The sequence below is a fragment of the Metabacillus bambusae genome, assembly GCF_017497975.1.
GTDB classification, from domain to species: domain Bacteria; phylum Bacillota; class Bacilli; order Bacillales; family Bacillaceae; genus Metabacillus; species Metabacillus bambusae.
Window position 1 is genome coordinate 1 of the sequence record NZ_JAGDEL010000017.1, and the last position, 20,827, is coordinate 20,827.

A 20,827-nucleotide genomic window follows, 5' to 3' on the forward strand; every position below is an offset into this window, starting at 1 on the left:
CTCTAAGAAGAGCATCTATATCTAATTCTAAAGTAGTGCAAATCGTAAATCAATACATGTATTATTATAATCAAATACGAATTCAGGCAAAATTAAACTACCAGTCTCCAATAGAGTTTGGAGAACAGGTAGCTTAGGTGTTTTTTCTAAGTCTCATTTAGATGGGTCAGTTCACTTTTGTTTATACTTTTTTTTGCAAGAGAAATACCCACATAAATGTTAGAGCCTGCTTTAATTCTTTAGATAAATGTTGTATATGTTGTTCTATTACCCCTTTTTTATAAATCCCAAATCCATCTATTGAATACCAGCCATTCTCTTTTGCAAGCTGTTCAAATTCCCAAGGCATCATTGTATTACAAATTACTTGCTCACCATATAATCGTGGATAGCTGTTTTTTCGTGGTTGTGCTGTTGGTCCGAGTATCCCTATGCAAAGGTGACCACCAGGCTTTAAAATGTGATGTAGACATTTTAATGATACTTGCGGATCCTCTGTCCATTCTAGACAATTTATTGATAATATGGCATCAAACTCATTTGCTTGAAAAGGCATTTCGTTGATTGATGCTTGGATAAACTTTAGTGAATCTGTCTCTCGATTCTTTGCTAAACGAATCATTTCTGAGGATAAATCAACACCTGTTACATGAAAGCCTTCTGAATATAATTTGAATGAACCGTATCCATCACCACAACCTATATCTGCAACTTTTGCAGATTTCTTAATATGTTTTGAAAAGAATGGGATGATTGAGCAACGGCTACCAGTTTCCCACATTTCCTTAGAGTTGCTGTGCCAAAAAGTTGCTTTATCATCCCATTGACTTTTTGAATTAGCCTGCCATTGTTTTGATAGCACAATTTATCACCTTTCCTTTAATAATGATCGTTTCATAACCTTTAAATATTATGTAATTATACAAATAAGAGTTGAACATAATGGTCATATTAATGGAGTAAATACCTTAAAAGTAAGCTCCGTTAAACTTGGTTGTTGATTTCCACTGCAGGAGTTCGCTTTCCGCGGGCGGTCCGGGAGTCTCACACCTTATCCCCAATCAACAGTGAGCTTTAACAGAGCCTAAAAGTAAGATGTTTATTATACATTTGAAGTAGTTTTGAATCTCGAGTGACAACCTTACTTATTACCAACTTTCAGGAGGACTTTATGACTAAGAAAAATAACAAAGGTAGTAAAAATCAAAACTCCCCTCAAAACGGTCAATATCAAATGGAATTGGCACAAGATCACATCCCAGGTGATAATAGTAAAGGGAATAAGCGCAATAAAGACCAAAGGGATAAATCAAGGATCGAATGAACACAAACAGCCACTGAATGTATCAGTGGCTGTTATTTAATGCTAGATTATTCTCCTAGACTTTCAGTTGTAATAGCACGTTCAACTGCTTCAAGTGCTGCAGCTTCATCACTACCATTTGCAGTTATTTTAATTTCTGCTCCCTTTGAAATACCCAAAGACATAACACCCATGATTGATTTTAAATTCACAGTTCTACCATTCGCTTCAAGATTTACTTCAGAAGTAAAAGAATTAACTGCATTTACTAATGCAGTTGCTGGTCTAGCATGTAACCCTGCTTCACTTGTAATTGTAAAAGTTTTTTCTACCATTTGTACATTCTCCTTCCATTTTTGCCAATGTAGCTTTTCTACTCTATTTAGATTGATGAATTTGTATGTAATTCTTCATCTCTTGCAGCTGTAAAAAGCTACTTTAGTTATTAACATTATTATAAACTTTTTTTATAAAAAGGGAACTAGTTTGTTAATTAATTTGAAAGACATTCTTACAATTTATTTCATATTGAACATGTAGAGTAAAAGTATCTGTATTCATACGCTCAATAACGATCGAATTTAGCTCATTATCCTGAAGAAGGATGATAGAAGATTTTCTCATCTCTAGGATCGCTTTATCACACTTAGCAACAAACTCACATGCTCTAGCAAAACCAGCTTCGTCAATCCTACGGCTACATGTTATTAAAATATCTTCCCCATTCATGTAAAACTTACGCATTAAGATCCTCTCCAAGCTTTTTAACTATTATATGCTTGTACTTTTATGTGTATTTATACTATTTTTTTCTCACGGGAAGATTCTGAAAGTTTTGTAAAATTATCCTTGTTAAACTTGACGGTTTTTATAAAATTAGTGTATAGTTAAAGCATCATTAAGCTGAGTATTTATGATAACGTTTTAATAACGATTATTTATACATATAATATTCTGTTAATGATAAAATTTTTTTAGCACCACCTGTGCTACAGTATTAGGAGGATTAAGTACTATGCAAAACGGTAAAGTAAAATGGTTTAACAATGAAAAAGGTTTCGGATTTATCGAAGTTGAAGGCGGAGACGATGTATTCGTACACTTCACAGCTATCCAAGGCGACGGATACAAATCTTTAGAAGAAGGTCAAGAAGTTTCTTTCGAAATCGTTGAAGGTAACCGCGGACCACAAGCTGCTAACGTAACAAAGTTATAATCACAAGCAAGTTCTTCAAATAACTTGTGATTCAACCATAAACAACTTGAATTAACAGAGGCTGAGTTTTCTCCGCCTCTTTTTTATTTGTTCTAAACCTTCAAGGATCGTTTATATGTTAAATGAACCAATATTACCAATTTTCTAACGTTTTTGACTTACTAGTAGATATTCCACCGCTTTTACATTTTGCTTAATGCTTTTCTCAATTCTACTCACTTCATGTTGATTAAAAATATTCGCGTTGTTCGCTATAAAGACTAATTTATCAAGATCTCGGTAAATTTCTGAGAATGCTTCTTTGATTGATGTATCTAATGGTTCATTCCCCATGTCATTTCCACTCCTTCCAATCAGAAAATTGACGAATATCTAGTCAAAACGTTGCATAAATGTGTTATATTTTTACATAGTTTACTTCTTTCTTCATTTTAACACGACATTACTGTTTTCGATATATGTATACGATTGTTTTTTTTAACGAATATTTTCTTCCAATATTTCAAATCCTATAAACTGGAGGTGTTATCATTGGATCAAATTAAACATACTGGATTAATTAGTGGAATGAATGAATTAAGTCAGATTGAGATGTCAGTAAAGGCTGCGCAAAAAATGGTTGGTTCAGCAACAATGCAGTTAGATCCTGAAGCGATCCATCATGCAGAAAATGCGATAAGTGATGCAAAGGATATTATGAATCGATCAAATAAAACAGGTGTTGATCAAGAGTTTTTAACAAAGCAACAACAATTACTAGATCAATGTGAGCATCAATTATCTGAGGCAAAGCAATAAGAAAAGCGCACGCGCCTTGATCAGACCCGACTGGCATAAGACGCCCAGGAATAGAAGACATTCTTTGTCTTCAATTCCCTGAGAGGCTTAGGCCCCCGAGGGTCTAGGCGCTGGAGCTAGACACCAAAACTGAGTAAGAAAAGTTATAAATTCTGATACAATAAAAAAATCCGCTATATGCGGATTTTTTATTGCTAAAACGATCTAGGCTATTTGGTTTTAGCATTTATAATAATTTTTCTCCAACTTCTTTTATCTTTTGACCAACAGTACATTGATTAATGCAAAAAGAGTGAGCATACCGCTTTCCAAATTCTTCACGGAAATGCTTCTTAAGTAGACAATTAACACAATAAGTATCTAATATTTCGCTAAGTTCCTGCAATGTTTGTTTTTTACTCATTCTCTTCAACTTCCTCGTCCAATATCAATTTACTTCTAATTTCAATTCCACTCATTGCTTGTGTTGCTAGTTTATCAGCTTCACCATTCTCTTTCCGAGATAAAGTCTCATACTCAGGTGTGATATGAAGACTCTTTATTTTATTTTCTATACGATCTAACCAAATTGTAAATTCTTCCTCATAGCATGGCCATTCACCAGATAACTGGTTTAGAACTACTTGGGAATCACCTTTAAATACTATCTTTTGTTTTGTTATTCCATACTCCTCTAGTATATTTATCAAATAAAAAAAAGCTGCATACTCTGCTTCATTATTTGATGTTAACTCCATAACCTTCTCGTTCATTCTTATCCGATATCGATTACCGCTCTGTGTATAGTAGACCACAGCCCCGAAGCCTGCTAATTTAGTGTTTTTGTGATATCCACCATCAAAATAAGCAATAACATCATGCGGTTCATCCTTAACAATATCTCTTAGACGTTTTAATTCCTTTAGCGTCCAGGTTTGCCCGTCTTCTGATGAAAAATAAAGTTGTTTTACTCTACCAGTTTGAATAAAATCTTCAGCTAAAAATATCGTCTCATTTAATGACAGATAATCTGTCGAAATAAGTGCTTGAAACTTTTTTTTCGTTTGATAGGTCCATTCGATTCTATACTTCAAAGGGTTCACTCCTGATTAGGTTCTTTGGATTTCACTCGAGTTAGTATATATTGAAGCTAATAAAAAAATGTCACTGTATTTCATAAAGGTTTAACCCACTTGAATAAAATTACTTTATATTTACTAATGTTATCAATGTGCTATAATCATATTCGATTTACCTTTATTTTGATTCCATTAATCGTAAGTTAATCATTAAGTTTATTTTTAACCAACTATTTTCTATTAATTTTGTTTTGTTAGATTTGTTTATTGATTTCCTCATGCAAGCGTTCGCTCCAATCAACAAAGTACCTATAAGAACCGTGAGCTTACAAATAGCCATAAGTTTAAAAAAGGGCCAATGAAACCTATTTTATCACCGTTTTAGTTTTTGTTAAAGGCTGTTTTCGAAAACTTTTTTGCTATTTACCAAGTAGTGCGGAGTGGTTGATTTCCGCTCCAATCAACCTGAATTATTTTTTATTTAAAAGCAACAATCTCTTAGAAAAGAGCCTTGTTAAACAATTTAACATCGTTAGGAGGTATTAGTTTATGATTGAGGTATATGTAGATGGTGCCAGTGCTGGTGATCCAGGAATGTCAGGTGCTGGAGTTTTTATTAAAGGTCATGGAAGTGCAGAACAATACTCACTCCCTCTTGGGATTATGACAAATCATGAAGCAGAATACCATGCATTAATAAAAGGCTTGGAAATTTGTCTTGAAAATGGTTATCGAATTGTATCGTTTCGTACAGACTCACAGCTTGTTGATCGTGCCATCGAAAAACTATTTGTTAAAAACCCCTCGTACGCACCATTACTTGAACGTGTTTTAGAGCTATCGCAACAATTTGATCTTTTCTTTATTAAGTGGATTCCTAGTAAAGAAAATAAAGTAGCTGATCAACTTGCGAGAAGTGCTATTTTAAAAAATAATTAAAACGATAGAGAAGAAAGATGTGAAGGATATGAAAAAAACAACATTAGCAGATATAAGTTTATTATTTGTAGCATTTATTTGGGGTTCAACATTTGTCATTGTTCAAAAGGCGATACAATTCTTACCTCCGCATTTTTTTAATGGTACGAGATTTTTAATTGCGGCTTTATTATTATTAATTTTCATGAAAAAAAAATCGAAGTTTTCACTCACCTTATTAGGATCTGGTATGTTTTTAGGTATGTTTTTATTTCTCGGCTATGCTTTTCAAACGGTCGGTTTACTTTATACTACTTCTTCAAAAACAGGCTTTATTACTGGTCTTAGCGTTATGATTGTACCTTTATTTGCAATATGGATACTAAAAGAAAAACCTAGATCGATCGTTTTTCTCAGTGCTTTTATTGGGGCATTAGGACTTTACTTCCTTACTATTGGAGATAAGATGAGTATGAATATCGGTGATCTCCTTGTTTTCTTCTGTGCTATTGCATTCGCACTTCATATTATTTTTACTAGTAAATTTTCAAGCAAACATGGGGCGATACCTTTAACAATTGTTCAATTATCTACTGTTTCTCTACTAAGCTTTATTAGTTCGTCTATGTTTGAAAAAACATCTTTTACATATGATGCCTTATTTAATCGAGATGTGATTATTGCATTAGTGATTACATCTATTTTTGCAACAGCGATTGCGTTCCTTATCCAAACAAAATTTCAACAGTTTACAACTGCACCAAGAGTCGCACTTATTTTTGCAATGGAGCCCGTATTTGCTGCCCTTACTGCTTTTATTGTCATCAATGAACGACTAAGTGGATCTGGATTAATTGGTTGTTTACTTATCTTTATTGCAATGATCGTGACTGAATTTCCAGACTTTAAAGAAATTAAACGGATAAAACAAAAGCACGGCATGTAAGCTCGGATAATTCGGGCTTACTTACATTAAATTTAAAGATTTAACATGTCTAATTGCCTGTTTTCTATTTGAAATTGCTTCTTTATCCAACATCTCTAACAAAGATATGAAAAAAGCACCATCAAATTCCTTTTGGATTTTTAATGTAAGCTCAATTGCAATATTGACGATTTCATCTTGTGAATTGGTATAATGTTTGCCAAACTGAATAAAACCGTATGCGTCCTCACCTAATATAAAGCCCTTTCCTGTTAAATATTCTACGTAATCTAAAACTGTTTGCACCGTTTTTGCCAATTTTAATTCCATCCTTACATAATCAGTATATAGACAATGATAGCGAATCCTGTCGATTAATTCTATTGTTTTTTATAATAAATACGAAAATTCCTTTTAAAATATTCAAATAATAATGGAGACTTTTGACACAGGATTAACATTACCAAATGTTTTTTCAATTATTTTTATGAGAAAAAGGTCATAATACAAGTGGAGGTGACATGATAATGAGTAGTGAAAAAAGAGGTAACAATCGTGGCCAAAAAGCACCAAGTGTCAATCCACAAGGATATGGAGAAGGTGTTGAGTTTTCAACAGAACCAAAGAGCAAGCTAGAGAATGCCGCTAAGAAGAAAAATACGAAATAAGGAAAGAGAGGCATTTAAATAGCCTCTCCTAAACCTGTTACACTTTTCAAAAGTGTATGAAATCCTCTTAATTCCAGGCCCTTTATCATTAAAAATGTTTTGGCCCCCATGAACATGAATTTTGGAATCGTGCTCTTTCAATGTTTAGTTGTGGGGTTTTGAACATCTATTTCTAGATAAGATGATTGCAAGTCCACAGAAGATGTCTTTAATTTAATCGTTCCAGGCTGATCTGTGGCCTGTACGTAGATTAGTAGCTTGCCATGGTAAGCTTTCCTGAAATTCGCTTTATAATCCTGATGGCTTGTAGGGTTACTACATTCAATCCCAATAATTTCACCCGGCCCATCAATTTCACAATGTAATTCATTCGTTGCTTCATAAACAAGATGATTGTCTTGATCTAGGATATTTACTTCTACATGTGCCACATCCAGACTGTCAGCTTTAAGAGAAAGAGTGTCCGCATTCATTACTATCTTAGTTGGTTCGCCAGCTGTTTTTAACTCATGTGTACAACGGCTTTCTCCATTGCTTACGCCTATCGCCTTTAATGTACCATCACGATATGGGATATCCCAATAAATTGTCCCGTCGGGGTATTCTTCTCTCTTTTTTAAACCAAATGATTCACCATTTAAAAGTAACTCTGCCTCCTGGCAATTTGTACAACATACAACCCTTACTATTTCACCATCAATTCCCTTCCATTGGCAGACAACTTCATGATCCCAATTTATATGCCCCGGCTTTTCTTTATCCTCTATAGAGGTCACACCTAAATGGACCATATCTTTTCCAGACCATTGACTTTGTTTAAAAAAGTATAAAGGTTTTTTGAATCCAGCAAGATCCAGCATTCCAGGGGTTGCATGGCGGAGTGGCCATCCTCTTGCTTCACCTAAGTAATCAATTCCTGTCCAGATAAATTGTCCTGATACATAGTCATTATCTTTCACAGCTAACCAAACATCATTATTCCTTCCATTCTCACTTCCATAAATAACTCTTTCAGGGTATTTTTTATGGTCCTTAGAATATCGAAACTCTTGATAGTTATAGCCAACCACATCAAGCGCATCCGGAAATTCTGTTTCATTTGACATTATGACACTTGCTAAAGCAGCTGTAACAGGGCGTGTTGGATCATATTGCTTTACAACCTTTACCAATCTCTTGGCAATGTCACCCATTCCCTTTGCTTCTGGTTTGTCTACTTTGTAACGATCTTCAAGTACAGGATGTGAATATGGATCGTTTGGATAATCAATTTCATTACCGATACTCCAAAAAACAATAGACGGATGGTTCCGATCTCTTAAAACCATATCCCTCAAATCCTTTTCCGCCCACTCTGCAAAGTCGGAAGCATAACCGTCTAGTGATGGTTCGCCTTTATTCCAGCCTTCTACCCACTTATTCTTAGGAAATTCCCACTCATCAAATGCTTCATCTTGAACTAAAAACCCATAAGAATCACACATATCTAGCAATTCCGGTGCAGGTGGATTATGACTCATTCTAATCGCATTTACACCAGCTTCTTTTAATAGTTGCAATCGCCTTTTCCAGACCTTGTCAGGAACTGCAGCTCCAAGACACCCTGCGTCATGGTGAATACATACACCCTTCATTTTAATATTCTTTCCGTTTAGATAAAATCCTGAGTCCACATCGAAATGAAAATATCTTACACCAAGTCGAGTAGTCTCAGAATCTATCACTTCACCATCTTTTATCACTTTTGTTTCTACACTGTATAAGTAAGGGTTTTCCGGTGACCAAAGATTTGGCTGTTCTAGTAAGATAGCATGAGAAAACTCTTGTTCATTATTTGCTGGAATAGTCTCTACGTTTGAACAAGCGGTAACTTCTTTACCGTTCGCATCCTTAATATTATGATTAATTTTGATTTCAGCTATGTCACTGTATTCATTTTTTACACTTGTGCGAATTTGAATTTCTGCTTCTGACGTTGTAATTTTCGGAGTTGTGATGAATATACCATATGGCTTGATATGCAACTTATCGGTCAAATTGATAAAGATATTTCGATAAATACCAGAACCTGGATACCAGCGAGAATCTGCAAAATCTGAGTGGTCTACCTTCACAGCAATCACATTTTCTTTATTATCGAAGGTTAAAAACGGAGTTAAATCATAATGGAATGAGCTGTATCCATAAGGTCTTTTACCAAGAAATTGTTCATTTATCCATACTTCACTATTTTTATAAATTCCATCGAATTGAATAAATATTTTCTTCCCCTTTAAACTATCAGGTACAATAAATTTCTTCCGATACCACCCAATTCCTCCAGGCAAATACCCCGTTGAACTAGCATATTCCTTTTTAAAGGGCCCTTCAATACTCCAATCATGAGGTAACGTTAAATTACGCCAATCTGAATCGTCAAACTCACGCTTAAAAGCATCCAAATTGTCACCTTTTAGGAATTTCCAATCAAAATTAAATTTTCTACTCTTTACAGACAGGTCCCATTCTTGATTTAAAACATTTACCATATATAACTTACACCCCTTGTTTAATTATTCAAATTGTAATTATTCTTATTTAACTTGATAGAACAAGGGCTATCAAACATGTTGATAGCCCCTCCTTCACTTACATTTAATCGATAAATTAATTACCTTCAACAAGCTTTTTATATTCATCCATTTGTTTTTGGATTTCATTCAATACTTTCTCATAACCAGCTGCTTCTAATCTCTTACGCAAATCTTTAACAGCTTTTTCTGGGTCTCCCGCTTTACCGAATGCAATCGCTGGTACCATTTGTGCTGTCACTTGTGATAGAGCAGCAAGTTCAGCTTCTACAGGGGTACTATCGAAAACAAATCTTCCATATGGGAACGGCTTCTTAATTTTATCGTACTCTGCATAAACCTCAGTAATCCCTTCCCATTTATCAGCACTTGGAATTTCGAACTTGTCTACACGCCCACCCCAGAAGTTAGAGGAGAATGCATCCTTTGTTTCATCATAACCTTCAGGACGAACACGTTTGCCGTCTGCAATTTCGTATTGAACTCCTTCAATCCCATAGTTGAATAGTTTGTATATTTCCTCATCGTTACGAATTAAATCATATACCATTAGGGCACGCTCAGGATTTTTACTATGAGCTCCTACAGCTGTAGCACCGTGAGTTACTGACATTGAAATTAAGTTATCACGTGTATCAGACCAAGCAAACATATCAATTTCTGAACCCGGTTGTTTCACGTCCATTTGCGGACGTAGACCAGAGAATGTTTCCGTATGATGCTGATCAGCTCCTGTTTTTCCAGCTTGGAATAACGCGCGAGTGTCACCTTTATAATTCAAAACATCGCTACGCCAGTATCCTTTATCTGCCCAATCCTTCATAAGCTTTGCATAGTCTACAAAAATATCTTCGAAAACTGGACTAGTAACTGTATACGCTTCATCATAAGATTTACCCCAGTAAATCGGGAATACTCCTGTAGCGATTGGAAGTTCAATCTCGTCCGAATAAGAAGTTGTATACCCCCATGCTGTAGTGACGTTTGTACCAGGTGTATCCCAAGGAATTACACCCTCTTTGTTGTCAATAATACCTTGGAAGTAATCACCTAATGTTTCAAAATCTTCAATAGGTTCAGTAATTCCAAATTCTTTTGCCCAATCCGTGCGATAGAAAAAGCCATGGTTAACCCATTGAGTATAAGAGTCCTCAGGAATCATTACAATTTTCCCATCAAATTTTGTTTGCTCCCAATTTTCATCGGAAACTTCTTCCCATGTTTTAGGTGCGTATGTTGGTAGAAGGTCACTAATATCCATGAATGCTCCTTTTTGAGCATTTCCCCATGCATCTAACCAGTCAGTAGCAGTGATAATTAAATCAACTGGTTCACCAGAAGCTAAAGTAAGATTATACTTTGTCATATAGTCCGCCCATTCTATCCATTTAATTTCAAGATGAGCGTTTACTTTTTCTTTTAATTTAGCATTTACTTGTTCCATAACTTTTTCTAATTGTCCGTTGGTCGGCTTATCTCCCAACGCCATCATGGTAATTGTTACGAATTCAGAAGTATCAACTTCGCCATTTTCATTTACCTTTGTACTTGGATCTGACTTTTCTGAACTTGTTTGGCTGGATCCATTACAGGCCACAAGGCTAAAAGTTAACAACATTACCATGACCATTACCAAGAAATTTTTCATTTTCAACATATTATTGCCTCCCTTTTATTTTTTTCAAAAACTATTACATAGTTCTTGATTCTATGAAATGAGGAAGTTCCCTCAACCATATTCAATCATCCTTTTACTGCACCAACTGTAATACCTTGGATAAAGTATCGTTGAACAAACGGATAGAAGAGAATAACAGGACCGGTAGCAATAACCGCTGTTGCCATTTTCATCGTTTCCAATGGAACATCTTGTGGCTGTACATTGGAAGCAGCCGCAGAATTCCTTATGAAATCAGCACTTGTGATTACGTTATAAAGAAATAGCTGTAACGGTCGATATTCCATATTGGGTGAAAGGAAAAGCATTGCATTATACCATTCATTCCAATATCCTAAGGCAATGAAAAGTCCTATTGTCGCCAAGGCTGGAGTAGACATTGGTAGAATTAATCTTAAAAAGATCGTGAAATCACCCGCACCATCCATTTTCGCTGATTCCGTAATCTCATGTGGAATCGACTTTGTAAAAGCCTTCATCATAATGATTAGAAAAGGACTCAGTAATCCTGGAAGCAGTACTGCTAGGTAACTATCTTTAAGATCCAAATATTGCGTTACTAGAAGATAAAACGGGACAAGTCCACCAGAAAAAAGTGTTGTAAAGTAGATATAAAATGATATTTTATTACGATACAAGAAATCCGCGCGTTGCAAGGCATAACCTGTCATCGCTATAATAAACAAACCTATCGCAGTACCTACAATGGTAATTCCGAATGTTACAGCATATGAACCAATAATAAGTCTAGGGTTCTTAAAAACTATTTCATATGCAAATGTAGTGAACTCTTTTGGCCACAAGGTAAATCCACTTTCCATAACCGCCTGCTCAGATGTGAAGGAAGATGATACGATCAAGACAAAGGGCAAAAGACAACATAAAGCAAATACACCAATAAACCCATAACCGATAATACGAACCATTAATGTAGAAAAATCTATATTCCGTCTAACCGTACTTTCCATAAACGATCCCCTCCTTAAAACAATGAATTTTCTGGCGAAACCTTTTTAACAATCCAGTTAGCTATAATGACAATTAGGAATCCAAAAACAGATTGATATAAACTTACAGCACTTCCTAATGAAAAGTTAAAATTCGTCATCAATGTTCGGAACACATAGGTTTCAATAATATCTGTTGTAGGATAGAGCATTGTATTATTAGCACCTACTAGGTTATAAAACAAACCGAAATTTCCTTTTAATACTCCACCTAAAGAGAACAGCAGTAAAATGATAAAAGTTGGCTTAAGCCAAGGAATAATGATATATCTAATACGCTGGAAAGCATTCGCCCCATCGATTTCTGCTGCTTCTAAAATAGCTTTATCAAGACCCATGATCGCAGCAAAATAGACGATCGATCCATAGCCTGTGGATTGCCAAAGGAAAGTAATAACAATAATATAAGGCCAAATCGCCGGATTAGAATAAGTCTGTACTGGATCCATGCCAATCATTTTTAAAAATGAATTAAGTATTCCATAATCGTAACTAAGTATGTTATAGGCTAAAAGTCCAATTAGAACTGCAGAAATAAAATGTGGTAGAAACATAATTGTTTGTGATACTTTTTTGAACCATTTATTTGTCAGTTCGTTAAGCATGATGGCTACAGCTATTTGTAGGAAATTTCCTAGGATGATGAAAGCTAGATTATAAGCAATCGTGTTAAAGGTTAACTTCCATAAATCACCAGTCATGATCAAAAAGCGAAAATTATCTAACCCCACAAAAGCGCTTTCAAATATTCCAAGTGAATAATCATAGTTTACAAATGCTAAATATAATCCTGGCATTGGTAAGTAAGCAAAAATAGCAAAGAAAATAATTGCCGGTAGGCACATGAGAAGAAGAGAACGGTTTCTCCACATTCTTTTAAATGCAGAGTCTTTCGTTTGCTTTTGGACAACAGGTGTCGATGATTGTACAGTTACAGTTTTCATTTAATCCCCCCCGATTATAATCAGCATACTTTTAATTCAAAGCGGTATACGAATACAGTCCAGATACATGGTAATCTAGTAGTTTGCTAACCTTTCAAAAACACAATTTAGTAAGAATGTGCTTTTGAATAATTTGAAATGGGTTTCATATTTTTGAATGAAGTTAAGTTCTACAAATAGGAACACCCTACCGTAGTTTTTTCCAAGATATTCAAAAGCGATTGCTGACTTATGAAAGCGGTTACTTCATTGACCTAATTATATTATTCCTGTATTAATAAGTAAATATTATTTTTAAAATAGTTCGCTATTTCTAAATATTCTGAGTTATAATTTCACTTCATGTAAGTAAATATAAGTAGATATAGTTATTACTTTACCAACTATTAGAAAGGGGTTTCATTTTGTCTTTTCATATAGGTAATGTTCCTTAGCAAAAATAATACTAAGGAACCACTACCGTATTTTTGAGAAATAATAGTAATCAAACACCGATTACTATCATACTAATTATCTCATATATCTTTCGTAAACATCCCTTTAAGTTTAAAGGAATATGAATAGTCCCGATTAGCAAAAAGAGTGAATTCAGGATGTGTTTTTTGTCCCCAGCTATCATCTCCACCAACACCCATTTGCTTATAATTAATCCGGACTACCGTCTTATCACTAGTTGGCAATTTATAAGCATGGTCATGTTCTTCAAGTTCAAATGGTGTATATGGTAGTGCATTTAGCTCAAGTATAGGAAGTCCAGAAATCTTTAGCCCTACACCCTGCTGTTCATTTGAAAGAAAAGCCCATCTTACACCTGTTTTATTGCCGCACTCCTGTGGTTTTAAGTATGGTACATATTGATCTATTACTTTACCAGTATACAAACCAATTTTTGCACCTTTTTCTTTGTCCCAGTAGTTTTCATAAGGTCCCTTCCCATACCAAGTAATTTTTTCAAATGAATCGTCTAATGTTGCTAACATGCCAATTTCAGGTATTTCAGGAAGGTTTTCACCTGGAGTTAGGATAAAATCTACTGTAACTTCCCCATCACCTGTAATCGTGTATGTCGTTTTGCAATGTGATGTAGTTGTTGTAGCTAAACGATATTCGCTTGTAACCATAGTAGTCATACTATCTACTTCATCAATTAAAAATGATGAAAGAACTCGATTAACTCCCGCTTCTCTCCATGTTAAGCTACGTTGATCCAACTTATTTCCTCGGTCATTATCCGTCATTGCACGCCAGAAATTAGGACGCATTCCACCGTTAATAAGATTTATATGATTAAATAAGTATGACTCTAATGTTCCAGTTTTTTTATTAAAAACAACCTTAAACTCTTTACCAACTACTGAAAGAAAATTTTCATCTTGAGTGACTTTTGTTTCTGGTAAGTTTACAGTTTTGGTTTCCAAAGCTGATTTGGTTTTATTGATGACAAACTGTTCAAAGGCAACCTCATGACCCTTTTCAGCCCAAACTGTGTTTTCCTTCAATTGCAAACTAATTGTTAACACATATTCTGAAGTTGGTAGTTTCACATCAGAAATGGTATAGGGTAATTTAATCGTCTTTGTGGAACAAGGTTCTACATCAATTTCGGTTATTCCTGTCTCAATTACTACCTCATTTTCTGATAGATTCCAGACTAGTTCGAACTTATTTAAGTTTGTAAACAAAAAGTTATTTACTACCTCTACTAGGCCATCTTCAAACTTACTAGCTGTAAGTCGAACATTTTGATAACATTTTTTCACCTCGATGATTTTTGGGGAAATCGTTCCATCAGCAAAAATTAAGCCATTCCCTGAAAAATTCCCATCATGCGGTGTTTCGCCAAAGTCACCACCATAAGCTAAGTATGGAGTGCCCTCCTTTGTCTTTGTTTTTAGAGCTTGGTCCTTCCAATCCCAAATAAATCCACCTTGAATGATTGGATATCGTTCAAATAAATCAGTGTATTTGTAAAGGTTTCCACATGAATTTCCCATTGCATGGCTATACTCACAAAGAATATATGGCTTAGCCTTCTCTAAGAATGCTGCACTTTTTGCATATCTCTCAACACCTTCAGGACTAATATACATGGTGCTTTCAATATCTGAAGCAGCTTCTGATTTCCGGAAATGAAAAATCCCTTCATAATGAACGATCCTTGTAGGGTCATTTTTCTTTAAGAAATCATGCATCTTAATAAAATTATCACCACCAAATGATTCATTCCCAAGCGACCAAATAACAATTGAAGGATGGTTTTTATCCCGCTGAAACATTGAATTACATCGGTCAAGAACGTTATCTCGCCACTCTACCTTGCTTCCCGGGACGGTTTCTCCTTCTTCTTTCTGACCATATTTCCATGTCCCATGGGTTTCAAGATTTGTTTCATCAATTACATACAATCCGTATTGATCACATAGCTCGTACCACAACGGATTATTTGGATAATGTGAGGTTCTAACGGCATTGATATTATGTTGTTTCATCAACTTTATATCATTCACCATGTCATCATACCCCACTGCTCTCCCTTTATCTGATGCAAACTCATGACGATTTACACCCTTAAACACAATGCGTTCACCATTAATTTTCATTAGACCGTCTTTTATTTCAAATTTACGAAAACCTACCTTGCAGCTTTCTGTTTCGATTATTGCTCCGTTATTATCTTTTAAAGTTAAGACAAGTGTATATAGGTATGGACTTTCTGCACTCCATTTAAAAGGATTCTTTACAGAGGTTGATGTAAAAACAGAAATAACCTGTTGACCATTCATATCCAAGCTTATTCGGAGTGGATCTACTAAGACAAAATTGTTCTGGTGATCATAAAGCATAGCTTCGAAAATATAGCCAGTAACTATCTGTTCAAAGGAATTTTTAATTTTAGCTTCAATTTTCAATTCTGCATCTTTATACTCATCATCTAGTTCTGTAATCACAAAGAAATCGTTAATATGAAGATTTGGAGTTGAATACAAATAAACATCACGAAAAATCCCACTCAATCTCCAAAAATCCTGATCCTCTAACCAGCTAGCATCACACCAACGGTATACCTCAACGGCTAGTTTATTTTCTCCATCAATAAGATATGGTGTTATATCAAACTCTGAAGGTGTGAAGGTATCTTCACTATAACCGACAAATTCACCATTTACCCATACGTAAAAAGCAGATTCTACTCCTTGAAAATTTAGGTAAACAGGTTGGTCTTTCCAATTCTCTGAAATTGTAAAACTTTGAATATACTGCCCAACAGGGTTATAATTAGTCGGGGCAAAAGGTGGTTTTATATCCTCTTTGCCTTCCCACGGATATCTTAGGTTTGTGTACTGTGGGTAATCATACCCCTGTAGTTGCCAATGTGACGGAACCTTTATTTCATTCCATTCACTGGCTTCAAAGTCTTTTTTAAAAAAGGATTGATTTCTTTTTTCAGGATTTTCATAGAATGCGAACTTCCAATGTCCATTTAACGACTGAAAAAATTCCGATGATGATCGATCACCTTTCAATGCTTCATCTACTGTTCGGAAAGGCATTAATGTTGTATGAGCATCTAAACGGTTTAACTGGAAAATCTCAGGGTTATTATTCCACTCAGGATACCCATTCTGTGGTGGAACATACTTATATTTATCTAGCTGTTTGAGCATAAATAAGCCTCTTTTCCTATTAATTTAATCATACTTAATAATACAAACCATTCTCAAATTATGAAACCCGTTTCATAATTTGGTTTTGTGAATTAGAAAGAATAAGGAAATCCTATAGTTTTACAGTTACTAATAAACTTATGTATATTACTTCAAAAATGAAACCCCTTTCATTTTTATCCTAACTTAATCGCTGATACCTTGTCAACAAATTATTTTATTATTCTGAATATATTTTACAAGAATCCCTTAATACAAGTGATGTCGGGACAACGGTTTCTTTTTCAGCTTCTTTCTCATTAATTAAATCTACTAATATATTAATAGCAGTTTGACCTAGCAAATCGTAATTTTGGCTCACAGTTGTTATTCCTGGAGGATAGTACTTTGCCAAATAAACATCGTCAAACCCAACAACTGAAATATTTTCCGGAACCTGTAGACCAAATTTAGTAAGGACTTTTATTACTCCGATTGCGACAAGATCATTTACACACACAACTGCTGTAGGTCTTTCTCTCAAGTATAGTAATTGCGCAGCGACTTCTTCCCCTGATTCAATATTAAACCCACCGTCTAATACCCATTCTTCTTTAACCTCTAACCCTTTACTTTTAATCGTTTTTATAAAAGCACTTTTTTTCACTTCTGTTGAACTAATTCCTTTTAGTCCACCAACAAATCCAATCTTTTTATGATTTAAATTTATTAGTAACTCAACGAGTTTGATAATGCCAGACTCTTCATCTGTTCGAACGATGTGAGCATCTACCCCTGCCATTTGCCCGTTAACAAAAACAACTGGAATTCTTTTCATCACATTTTTCATCTCTTCAGCATAGTCTTCATCTGTGTCGGTATCATTAATTCTTCCACCAAGATAGATAATACCATCAACCTGTTTTTCAATTAAACTTTGCAGGTATTTAGATTCATTTTCCGAACTATTCATGGTGTTGCACAAAAACGATGTATATCCTAATTCTAATGCATGTGCTTCACTTTTTTGTACAAGTGTTGAAAAAAATGGATGATTTATATCTGGTAAGATAAATCCAATCATTTTCGATTGCTTGTATAATAAGCTTCTTGCTAAACTATTAGGTCTAAAGTTATACTTTTCAATAACCTCAACTATTTTCCTCATTGTTTGAGGACGAACTTTTGCATTACCAGTCAATACTCGAGAAACTGTTGCTGGAGATACGTTTGCCTCTTTAGCAATATCATATATGGTTATATTTTCTTTTTTCATAACTTTCCTCCACCGCTAATTAATTCAACGCTTTCTTGTAGTAGTTCTTGAAAACGTTCCCACTAATTGTTTTGCTGTTTTCTCTCTATTCAATGTATTTTTATCTTATCAATCTTTTATGATAAATGCTAATAATTTGTTATGGAATTAAATAAAAACAACTTACTTTCACTATCACTAATACAGGATTAGCCCCTACTACCATCAATCTCTTAAACTCAGCATGGTTCATTCTTTTTCTTGATACAATACGGCCTCACATTAACTAACTGGATACTCATATTCATCGAGATTAGAGGAATATAAAAAGCCGCTGAAGTATTTTCAAAAGAACAGATGCTCTTTAAAAATATTCAAACGGCCTCTATTGCTACTCTATTAACTAATGATTTTTTCTAACCCTCTAAATTCTAGGTCTTCAAACATTTTCAAAGCTTTAGACTTATCTATTTTTATTTCAGAATGTTCCAGACTATATTCTAATGGGACCTCACTATGAATTTTTGCTAATATTCTTGATACTTCTAAACTTTCCAAATCTTTTTCAATCTTACTTCTTTGTGTCTTTGTTATTTTATCTAAGTTATTTAATAATCCGTCTATGGAATTAAATTCTTTTATTAATTTAATTGCAGTTTTTTCACCTATACCCTTAATTCCATTATAATTATCGGATGAATCACCCATAAGTGCTTTAACATCACTAAATTGGCTCGGTAGTATACCATATTCTTCGATAAACGTATCCATTGAGAATAAACCATAATTGCCAATACCCTTCTTTAATATAGCAACTGATGTATTGTCATTTATTAGTTGTAGTAAATCTTTATCTCCAGTAACTATAGTGATTTTTGTATCATTACTCATTTCCTTTACTATAGTACCTATGCAATCGTCAGCTTCGTATCCTTTAATACCTATATTAGGAATACTTAGAGATGAAACCAATTCTTTAACTAAACCAAATTGGGGTAATAGTTCTAATGGAGCTTCTGCTCTATTTGCTTTGTATTCTGGAAATATTTTTGATCTATGTGTTTGTCCTTCCATATCCCAACAACAAATAATATGTGTTGGATTAAAATAATCCTTTGCACTAAAAAAATGTTTCACAAAACCATACAGAGCATTAGTTGGAATACCTTTACTATTTATCATAAAATAGTTATTCACTGAAGTTGCAAAAAACGATCTAAATAATAAAGCCATGCCATCAACTATCATTAAATGTTTATTATTATTCATTATTTACCTCCATAATTGTTATTACTTCTTGCCCGATAAAAACGCTCAAATTAATGTTAATAAAAAGCTGTTTTCGCAAACTTTGTTGCTATTTACCAAGAAGTGCGGTGTAGTTGATTGCAGCGAGAGTTGCTCGCTTTCCGCGGGGCGGGCGGTGAACCTCCTCGGCGTATACACCTGTCTCACCTGTCCCGCTGCTCCCGTCGGAGTCTCGCAATCCGTTCCAATCAACCTTCAACAGTTTTTGTTTTAAAAGCAACAATCTATTAGAAAAGAGCCTAATAAAATGACCATAAAATATTTTTTCAATCAAATTAGTTTAATTATACTACATGAAAAATGATTCTGTGCATTTTCATTAAAATGGTAACGATTAACATCACAATTAATAAAGTTTGCTGGTTTTAAAAATATACTTTATAAGACCACCATTACCTAAACTTGATTAAACCTACATAATTGGATACTTTTTTATATTGATCTCTTAATAAAATTTAAGATAGAATGTGTTCCCTTTCACCTTTAAAGCTTTAGAGTCTTATCAATTAAAAAAGCTAAATTCTAGTAATCTACTTTTTTCATACTGCTAAATCCAAATGTCGAGCACTAATTCTCATTCAAAAATTTTTATATATCCAATCCGACAAAAAAACTAAGCCATTTGGCTTAGTCTTTATTTTTACTGCTCATTTTGTGAGCTTCATTTTGTGCGTATGATGCGAATTCTGTGTTAAAATCATTCTTTTTCTTTTTATTATTGTTACGTTGTGCATTTGCGTTTCCAAGTTTTGTGCGACCCATATCATTCACCCTTTCAAGTTTTATCGAGATTAGCTTTCCACCTCAACCACAATTTAAATCTTTGAAAGGTAAAAATGAATGTTGGAAAAATCCGGTGTTTTATTTGCCGTATTTTTTTTGGACAAATGCTTGAACCATTTCCTTCGTTACAGGTTTACGTGTTGGAACAATTCCTTCAGATGCTAACCGATTCATTTCTCCTGTAACTTGATTAATATTACCAACCTCAAACGGAAGGGAGCTTACACATAATTGGATGGCTTCTTCAATTAATGCCTCACGTTTTGCCTCAAGCTTTAAAAATGATTGAATGTGATTATGCTGTTTTTTACTATGCTGTGATATTGCTTCATGTACATTACTCATTTATGTTACCTCTTTTCTCCATTAGCCTTTTAACATGTTCTTTAGGATCCCAGCACTGAAACGAATAAGATGGCTTAGTTTCATATTTTAAACGGCTGCACAAATAAGTCATTTCTCCATTTACACGCACCGCTTGAAAATGAATACAGGTAGCACATACCTGATACGCTTTAAAATTCATGCTAGTCCTCCCTAAAACACATGTTAATTCGTGTTTATATCCTATGATTTTATCACAAATTAGCCATAATGATCATCCATTAAGAAGATTTATTGTTGACTCTAAAGTAACTTGCAACTGTTTTAATTGTTCAGTATCTTCAGCCTGTATATCAAGCAAAGCATCAAAGCCTTCTTCAGTTTGTACTCGTATCGCTTGAACAAGACTTGAATGAATATTCTCGATC

The 20,827-nt window shown here is 34.4% G+C and carries 23 protein-coding genes; 6 read left to right on the forward strand and 17 right to left on the reverse strand.

Annotation, left to right across the window (positions count from 1 at the left end):
* Positions 1–181: 181 nt before the first annotated feature.
* Complete coding sequence (locus tag I7822_RS19275) at positions 182–862, reverse strand: class I SAM-dependent methyltransferase (protein ID WP_307847814.1); 681 nt, start codon at positions 860–862, stop codon at positions 182–184.
* A gap of 309 nt (positions 863–1,171) precedes the next feature.
* On the opposite strand from I7822_RS19275, the gene I7822_RS19280 reads away from it, so the two are divergent.
* The gene (locus tag I7822_RS19280; protein ID WP_207980714.1) at positions 1,172–1,324 is read left to right on the forward strand and encodes a hypothetical protein; all 153 of its coding nucleotides are present in this window, start codon (positions 1,172–1,174) and stop codon (positions 1,322–1,324) included.
* A gap of 47 nt (positions 1,325–1,371) precedes the next feature.
* On the opposite strand, the gene I7822_RS19285 is transcribed toward I7822_RS19280, so the two are convergent.
* Complete coding sequence (locus I7822_RS19285) at positions 1,372–1,638, reverse strand: phosphocarrier protein HPr (RefSeq protein WP_207980715.1); 267 nt, start codon at positions 1,636–1,638, stop codon at positions 1,372–1,374.
* Between the two features lie 154 nt (positions 1,639–1,792).
* A complete protein-coding gene (locus I7822_RS19290) occupies positions 1,793–2,047 on the reverse strand; it encodes a hypothetical protein (protein ID WP_207980716.1) in 255 nt (84 codons plus the stop codon).
* A gap of 271 nt (positions 2,048–2,318) precedes the next feature.
* Here I7822_RS19290 and cspD point away from each other — a divergent pair, with 271 nt between their 5' ends.
* Entirely contained in the window at positions 2,319–2,519 is a 201-nt protein-coding gene (gene cspD / locus I7822_RS19295) for a cold-shock protein CspD (RefSeq protein WP_046590248.1), read from the forward strand.
* Between the two features lie 144 nt (positions 2,520–2,663).
* Here the strand turns inward: cspD and I7822_RS19300 are convergent, their stop codons facing one another.
* Positions 2,664–2,852, reverse strand: coding sequence for a hypothetical protein (locus I7822_RS19300; RefSeq protein WP_066332557.1), 189 nt, complete (start codon positions 2,850–2,852; stop codon positions 2,664–2,666).
* Between the two features lie 234 nt (positions 2,853–3,086).
* On the opposite strand from I7822_RS19300, the gene I7822_RS19305 reads away from it, so the two are divergent.
* The gene (locus I7822_RS19305) at positions 3,087–3,317 is read left to right on the forward strand and encodes a DUF2564 family protein (protein WP_207980838.1); all 231 of its coding nucleotides are present in this window, start codon (positions 3,087–3,089) and stop codon (positions 3,315–3,317) included.
* Positions 3,318–3,543: 226 nt separating this feature from the next.
* On the opposite strand, the gene I7822_RS19310 is transcribed toward I7822_RS19305, so the two are convergent.
* Positions 3,544–3,720, reverse strand: a complete 177-nt coding sequence (locus tag I7822_RS19310) for a zinc-finger domain-containing protein (RefSeq protein ID WP_207980717.1) — start codon at positions 3,718–3,720, stop codon at positions 3,544–3,546.
* The gene (locus I7822_RS19315; protein WP_307847817.1) at positions 3,713–4,399 is read right to left on the reverse strand and encodes a reverse transcriptase-like protein; all 687 of its coding nucleotides are present in this window, start codon (positions 4,397–4,399) and stop codon (positions 3,713–3,715) included. The genes I7822_RS19310 and I7822_RS19315 overlap by 8 nt, the downstream gene beginning before the upstream one ends.
* Positions 4,400–4,924: 525 nt before the next feature.
* Here I7822_RS19315 and I7822_RS19320 point away from each other — a divergent pair.
* A complete protein-coding gene (locus I7822_RS19320; protein WP_207980719.1) occupies positions 4,925–5,314 on the forward strand; it encodes a reverse transcriptase-like protein in 390 nt (129 codons plus the stop codon).
* 28 nt (positions 5,315–5,342) lie between these two features.
* Complete coding sequence (locus I7822_RS19325; protein WP_207980720.1) at positions 5,343–6,239, forward strand: DMT family transporter; 897 nt, start codon at positions 5,343–5,345, stop codon at positions 6,237–6,239.
* A gap of 21 nt (positions 6,240–6,260) precedes the next feature.
* Here the strand turns inward: I7822_RS19325 and I7822_RS19330 are convergent, their stop codons facing one another.
* Positions 6,261–6,536, reverse strand: coding sequence for a DUF6123 family protein (locus I7822_RS19330; RefSeq protein ID WP_243459567.1), 276 nt, complete (start codon positions 6,534–6,536; stop codon positions 6,261–6,263).
* Positions 6,537–6,745: 209 nt separating this feature from the next.
* Here I7822_RS19330 and sspL point away from each other — a divergent pair, with 209 nt between their 5' ends.
* On the forward strand, positions 6,746–6,886 hold the full coding sequence (gene sspL, locus I7822_RS19335; RefSeq protein ID WP_207980722.1) for a small, acid-soluble spore protein L: 141 nt from the start codon (positions 6,746–6,748) through the stop codon (positions 6,884–6,886).
* A gap of 137 nt (positions 6,887–7,023) precedes the next feature.
* Here sspL and I7822_RS19340 read toward each other — a convergent pair whose 3' ends face one another.
* The 10 genes from I7822_RS19340 to I7822_RS19380 all read right to left on the reverse strand — a co-directional run bounded on the left by I7822_RS19340 (position 7,024) and on the right by I7822_RS19380 (position 20,601).
* Positions 7,024–9,414 carry a glycoside hydrolase family 2 TIM barrel-domain containing protein gene (locus tag I7822_RS19340; protein ID WP_207980723.1) on the reverse strand — a complete coding sequence of 797 codons (2,391 nt, stop codon included), beginning with the start codon at positions 9,412–9,414 and terminating at the stop codon, positions 7,024–7,026.
* A gap of 118 nt (positions 9,415–9,532) precedes the next feature.
* Positions 9,533–11,113, reverse strand: coding sequence for an extracellular solute-binding protein (locus I7822_RS19345; RefSeq protein ID WP_207980724.1), 1,581 nt, complete (start codon positions 11,111–11,113; stop codon positions 9,533–9,535).
* A gap of 86 nt (positions 11,114–11,199) precedes the next feature.
* A complete protein-coding gene (locus I7822_RS19350; RefSeq protein WP_207980725.1) occupies positions 11,200–12,102 on the reverse strand; it encodes a carbohydrate ABC transporter permease in 903 nt (300 codons plus the stop codon).
* A gap of 14 nt (positions 12,103–12,116) precedes the next feature.
* Positions 12,117–13,013 carry an ABC transporter permease gene (locus I7822_RS19355; RefSeq protein ID WP_372442181.1) on the reverse strand — a complete coding sequence of 299 codons (897 nt, stop codon included), beginning with the start codon at positions 13,011–13,013 and terminating at the stop codon, positions 12,117–12,119.
* Positions 13,014–13,600: 587 nt separating this feature from the next.
* Positions 13,601–16,750: a beta-galactosidase, LacZ type gene (lacZ, locus tag I7822_RS19360; RefSeq protein WP_207980727.1), complete on the reverse strand. Its 3,150-nt coding sequence runs from the start codon at positions 16,748–16,750 to the stop codon at positions 13,601–13,603.
* A gap of 220 nt (positions 16,751–16,970) precedes the next feature.
* Entirely contained in the window at positions 16,971–18,005 is a 1,035-nt protein-coding gene (locus I7822_RS19365; protein WP_207980728.1) for a LacI family DNA-binding transcriptional regulator, read from the reverse strand.
* 378 nt (positions 18,006–18,383) lie between these two features.
* Positions 18,384–19,253 (reverse strand): 5'-3' exonuclease, encoded by an 870-nt coding sequence (locus tag I7822_RS19370; RefSeq protein ID WP_207980729.1) that lies wholly within the window; start codon positions 19,251–19,253, stop codon positions 18,384–18,386.
* 666 nt (positions 19,254–19,919) lie between these two features.
* Entirely contained in the window at positions 19,920–20,054 is a 135-nt protein-coding gene (gene ypzF, locus I7822_RS30285) for a protein YpzF (protein ID WP_260445621.1), read from the reverse strand.
* A 99-nt stretch (positions 20,055–20,153) separates the two neighbouring features.
* Positions 20,154–20,420 carry a DUF2533 family protein gene (locus tag I7822_RS19375; RefSeq protein WP_207980730.1) on the reverse strand — a complete coding sequence of 89 codons (267 nt, stop codon included), beginning with the start codon at positions 20,418–20,420 and terminating at the stop codon, positions 20,154–20,156.
* Positions 20,413–20,601 (reverse strand): hypothetical protein, encoded by a 189-nt coding sequence (locus I7822_RS19380; RefSeq protein WP_207980731.1) that lies wholly within the window; start codon positions 20,599–20,601, stop codon positions 20,413–20,415. The genes I7822_RS19375 and I7822_RS19380 overlap by 8 nt, the downstream gene beginning before the upstream one ends.
* Positions 20,602–20,827: the final 226 nt, after the last annotated feature.